Consider the following 5,026-nt stretch of genomic DNA (forward strand, 5'->3'; position numbering starts at 1 on the left):
CCTAGGCTTTTATTGGACAAATTCAAATTTTTTGAGGTTAGTACTGAATAGTTACGAGAAAACAAGGAACTTATCGCTGACGAATAGAGATATAGCAAGGGTCACCAGGTAGATAGAAAAAACTGCCGGGATAGCACGCCGCGAGACTGCCTCACCCATCAAGTCAGCAATAACCGCCAACACAAAAGCTGAAATAAGCAACCCAAATAACAAAAGCACCCCATACCATATGCCGGTTTGAATAACTGGGGACAACACAAGCCCGTGATATATAGAGGCCGTTAGTGAAGTGATGAACGTCAAGAGAAAAAAATGAATCCAAACATATCGTTTCCAGCAAACTATCTTCACAAAGTTCAGGAGGTAAAACACACCAAACGCTGCCACCAGTACCAATCCAAGATCCGTTATGGCCGTTGTTTGGTGGATTTCGTTCTGAGTTAACTCGATTCCGCTCATGGCAAACTCACACACTGAAAGTGAAGATAATAACGATCCAAGAGCAACCTAAGCTGGGCCGGCCGGTGTGTATGGAAAGCTGTAAAGTCATGTGCAGAATTTGAACTCAATGATCACCGGGGTACAGTGGGCAGGCTCAACTACATTGGCCCTTAAAAATAGCGAACTTACCGATGATTGCCGTACGGCAGAATGTACTGAGGATCGCCCATCAGACGACTCACGAGAACCAAGCGATAACCCTTCCCTAGGCTTGGCCTTATCATAGGCAAGCAAAATATGTCAAAGGGAAATCTTGCGTCAATATTTTACCAAACCATTTTTGTCACTACTGTCAGCGACTAATTTGCCGCATACATGCCAGTGGCATCAAAGTAGGAATCAAGAGCAAAAGTGAAAAGAAGGCAGTACAGCTTTCAAAAAGCGAGAAAGCCACTGCTAGGGCAATCATTTGGATGACTTGGATGTATATTTAAACAAGAAGAAACAGCCAAAGATACAACTGAAGGGTAAGGTAAATAGGGGGGCGTATTTGTCTGCCCCTCTACCTCTTCGCTTTATGAGGTTATGAATCGTACCCAAAATCAGGGGGAAATTTACAACAGGCAATAGTCCGATCATCAATCCCTGCATATAAGATTATTGTTTTCAATACACACCCAAGCTATGAAGCGACTTACTTAACTGTTGGGAACACTACCTGATAGCCGGCTCCCCCAGTGAAATAATCACCTTGCCTTTGGCTCGACCAGTGGCCAAGTAGGAAAACGCCTCCTTACTCTGCTCAAAAGGATAAACCTTATCAATTACCGGAGAGATAATATTATCCTGGTAAAGATTTCCCAGCTCTCGTAGCTGTTTCCCATTTGCTTGCATAATAACCATCCGGTAAAGCCCAGACTTAGCCTTGGCCGCTTTTATCAACTTACGCGATTTAAGAGCCAGAATTTTACGGATAAACCAGCCCAAGCCAAGCTCTTCAGCGCTCTGCGGGTCAAGGGCAGCGGAGATAGAGACTACACGTCCACCCGTTTTAATAACTTTAAAGGCATCCAAAGCATATTCCCCCCCTAAAGTATCGAATACGACATCCACATCAGATGTTCGCTTGAGATAGTCTTCTTTTTTGTAATCAATAACAACGTCCGCACCCAGCTCTTTTACCCACCTAACATTAGCCGTACTGGTAGTTGTTACCACATAGGCACCGAAGGATTTTGCCAACTGAATGGCCATCGAGCCGATACCACCAGAACCGGCGTGGATCAGCACTCTATCGCCAGACTTCAAGCGGGCAACTTCGATCAGTGACTGATAAGAGGTCAGTGCCACCAACGGTATAGCCGCCGCCTCCTCGTGGGAGAGGTTCACCGGCTTCGGCGCTAGGTGCGATGCATCAACGGTAATGAACTCAGCGATAGTGCCTACGTGCTCCTCCCCAACCCGAGCAAATACCTGATCCCCAACACAATAGTCCGATACTTCCCCGCCCACAGTAACGATTTCACCGCTTACGTCCCTGCCAACTCCCGCCGGAAACACTTCCTTGCGAACCGACTTTAAGTCTCCGCGCAGAACCATATTGTCTACGGGGTTCACACTGGCTGCACGTACACGAACCACTACCTCTTTGGCACCGGGATTGGCTACATCTGCAAATTGAAACTCCAGACTGCTTTCAATATCTCCGTAACGTACCATTCTCAACGCTTTCATAAATCTTCCTGACGATCAGTTCAACATAGAATGAAAGTGATAATGCCGACTACTAACTACCGGAAACAGTCATATATGGATAGAAGTCCTTTGTCATTTAGACAATAATTAAGGGATTTTACTAGCAACTTCTCGTGTAAAAAGGGTCACTATGGATAAAATTCGGGCATTACGCTATTTTAAGCGGGTTGCAGAACTCTGTAATTTTACCGCTGTTGCCGAAGAATTCGACGTGCCCGCCTCTTCCATCTCCCGACGCGTACGGGATCTGGAGCAGTCTCTAGGAATCGACCTGCTACAACGCAGCACCCGCCAGGTCAAGGTTACAGAGCTGGGTAAACTTTATTACTCGATGGTAAGTGAAGCCATGCGCCAGCTGGAGCAGGCCGATGAGCTAGTAAGCCAAACGTTTGAAGCCCCCAGCGGGTTGATACGAATTAGCTGCCTCCCCACGTTTGGAGAGCAGCATCTAACCCCCCTATTGGAACAATTTGCCAAACTCTACCCCAATATTGTATTCGACCTGAGCTATAGCGATGACTTAGCGCAGCTGGGTAAAGATCCCATTGATATCGCTATTCGCGGCGGTTTTGCACCAAATGAGCATGTTATAGCCAAGCGCCTGTCCAATAATGAATTTACCGTGGTAGCTACGCCACACTTTATCCACGATATGGAGCAAAAACTACCCCTAAGCAAATCCGCGATCGAATCTCTTGCCACCTTGCAATATCGCGGGCCACGGGGGATTATCGACTGGTATATTTGCAACAATGAAAACTGGGAACTCCTCAAACTTTCCCCCAAGCTAATCAGCAACAATGGCAAAGCCCTGACAGCTGCCACACTCAACCATCGCGGAATGTTCTGCGTGCCTTCATGGAGCATCTGTGATTACCTGGACTCCGGAGAACTTATACAAGTACCGTGCGAGGGCAAAGTCTCAGTCAGTCCCGGTGGAGATATTGGTATATTCCTCCTGTACGAACGCAGCAAATACCAAATTCCAAAAATAAAGCTCTGTGTGAATTTTATCTGTGAAAATATCGGCGACGTCTAGACGGTGGCTACCCATTTACTCAACTCATAGCCGAAATTCTTCAAAAATTAAAAACTGATATTCCTTACACGATAAGTTAGCAGAAAAATGCAATTCTATTTTTCTGCACTGCATCCCACAAACCATGGATGTTATCTACCCTAGGAACTTCTCGAAACTTCTCGAAACTTCTCAATTCTATACGACTCTACCTCACTCATCCAAAGTATCGCGCTACTACAAACCCCTAGTATAGAAACGAATCTGTAGATATTGCATCATTTAAACGGTTGGATTTGATTAATCTAAATTTAACTGAGAGTTGAAAACCTGCTGCATTTAAAAAACATCTGCACGACAACCCAATAAAAATCGAGCTACTTAAATTGGCGCCCAGATTCCAGTAGTGGAAAACCTATGGGTATGTTAACTTCGCTGAGATGGCTTTATATCGTCATTCATAATTAAATAAATTAAATTATCCGATACTATAAAAAAACATCTGCCCGCCCAACAGGCGACCATAAATCGATTGATTCAATTAGTTCGACAATAAATGGAGATAGATATGCCTAGTTATGATGAGTTCCTGAGCCTGCTAGACAGCGATATAGAGCAAGCCTTCAAAACTTATGAGCTTGATTTCAATACAGAAGCGTTTGATGTTAAGGCTGGGGCTTATGAAACGGGATTCGATTTTGAATTTGTAAAGCCCAATAAGATAATGATGGTGAAGAGCGAAAATTCAGGAAAAAAAGCAACCTATCTAACCTGGGCACGTCAAAAAGCCGTACCTGTAAATCTGGACAGTAACAGCCCCCCTACTTTATAACTTCTCACCTCAGCAATTGTCGAATGACCTTCAAATACCATGACGATCAAAGCAAAAGTGTCACGGTTATTCATGTTGCCGGCGATGTTTCTAAAGGTGGCACGATTGAAGGTAGCGCACAGAGGGATGATCTGGAAAACCAGGTGAACACGCCTGAAGTAACAAGAGTAAGGAGGCTATCCATTGGCGGCCCCAAAACAGGGAAAAAAGGTACAAAATTCAAGAAAAAACAGATGAAAGCAGGAACTTCATATTATGATACCTGTGCCCGTGTTTTTGGCGTACGCGGCGATAATGATCAATGGACATTTTACACACAAGATATAGGCCGTCGTGATCTACTCTTAGGGCTTTTCGAGATTAAGTAGCAATATAAGCCTGGAAGCTCACCTACTCAAACAGTGGAAGAGAAGAATAGGAATTGGTTAAAACCACATAAGGTATGAACACCGATTAAATACCGAAGATGCCCTCTATACCTGAAGTACTACCGATCAGGCACCCGAGTTCTCAGTAGTCGTAACCAACCACCTCAACCCATGGTTTCACCCAATACATCAATACCCTGGCCTTCAACGAATTAAGGAGCCTCTAAAAAATCCCGTAATATCTCTTCGAACCTTGAAGACTGCAGATGTTAGGTGCAGCTTGCCGAGAATGGCCTTAGTCCTTTGCAAGAGCTGCACGCAACCGCACCCTCGCTGCCTGCCCTACGCTCTAGTGTACTCAGTATTTTCGGCAGCCTGGATTATCTAAATATTTTAACGCAACCTTTCAAATCTCCGAATGATACTCGCATTAATTGTATAATAGCCATTCGCGTTAATCTTTTTGAGATATTGGCCACAAAAAGCTTGGCATGGCCGGCGGGAAGATTTTCAGCAGCGTATGTTGTAGGCATAGATTGAATCGAATGTTGCTTCCCTTAACAATACTTCGGACAGTTTTAGGGGGCGAAATAGGTAGGAACCACGGCCAGA

At 44.8% G+C, this 5,026-nt stretch carries 5 protein-coding genes; 3 read left to right on the top strand and 2 right to left on the bottom strand.

What is annotated here, in order from left to right:
- Positions 1-51: 51 nt before the first annotated feature.
- The gene (locus MO867_RS20380) at positions 52-459 is read right to left on the bottom strand and encodes a DUF6962 family protein (protein WP_252472517.1); all 408 of its coding nucleotides are present in this window, start codon (positions 457-459) and stop codon (positions 52-54) included.
- A 696-nt stretch (positions 460-1,155) separates the two neighbouring features.
- Positions 1,156-2,175, bottom strand: coding sequence for an NADP-dependent oxidoreductase (locus tag MO867_RS20385; RefSeq protein ID WP_252472519.1), 1,020 nt, complete (start codon positions 2,173-2,175; stop codon positions 1,156-1,158).
- 151 nt (positions 2,176-2,326) lie between these two features.
- Here MO867_RS20385 and MO867_RS20390 point away from each other — a divergent pair, with 151 nt between their 5' ends.
- From MO867_RS20390 to MO867_RS20400, 3 genes are all read left to right on the top strand, one after another.
- Positions 2,327-3,235, top strand: coding sequence for a LysR family transcriptional regulator (locus tag MO867_RS20390; RefSeq protein ID WP_252472521.1), 909 nt, complete (start codon positions 2,327-2,329; stop codon positions 3,233-3,235).
- A 547-nt stretch (positions 3,236-3,782) separates the two neighbouring features.
- Complete coding sequence (locus MO867_RS20395) at positions 3,783-4,046, top strand: hypothetical protein (protein ID WP_252472523.1); 264 nt, start codon at positions 3,783-3,785, stop codon at positions 4,044-4,046.
- Positions 4,047-4,069: 23 nt separating this feature from the next.
- Positions 4,070-4,414: a hypothetical protein gene (locus tag MO867_RS20400; protein ID WP_252472525.1), complete on the top strand. Its 345-nt coding sequence runs from the start codon at positions 4,070-4,072 to the stop codon at positions 4,412-4,414.
- Positions 4,415-5,026: the final 612 nt, after the last annotated feature.

This window comes from Microbulbifer okhotskensis, assembly GCF_023895975.1.
GTDB lineage: Bacteria > Pseudomonadota > Gammaproteobacteria > Pseudomonadales > Cellvibrionaceae > Microbulbifer > Microbulbifer okhotskensis.

Bases quoted from the DNA above. Each gene is read 5' to 3' on its own strand.
- MO867_RS20380 (WP_252472517.1), bottom strand. From the start codon at position 459: ATGAGCGGAATCGAGTTAACTCAGAACGAAATCCACCAAACAACGGCC.
- MO867_RS20390 (WP_252472521.1), top strand. From the start codon at position 2,327: ATGGATAAAATTCGGGCATTACGCTATTTTAAGCGGGTTGCAGAACTC.
- MO867_RS20395 (WP_252472523.1), top strand. From the start codon at position 3,783: ATGCCTAGTTATGATGAGTTCCTGAGCCTGCTAGACAGCGATATAGAG.
- MO867_RS20400 (WP_252472525.1), top strand. From the start codon at position 4,070: ATGACCTTCAAATACCATGACGATCAAAGCAAAAGTGTCACGGTTATT.
- MO867_RS20385 (WP_252472519.1), bottom strand. From the start codon at position 2,175: ATGAAAGCGTTGAGAATGGTACGTTACGGAGATATTGAAAGCAGTCTG.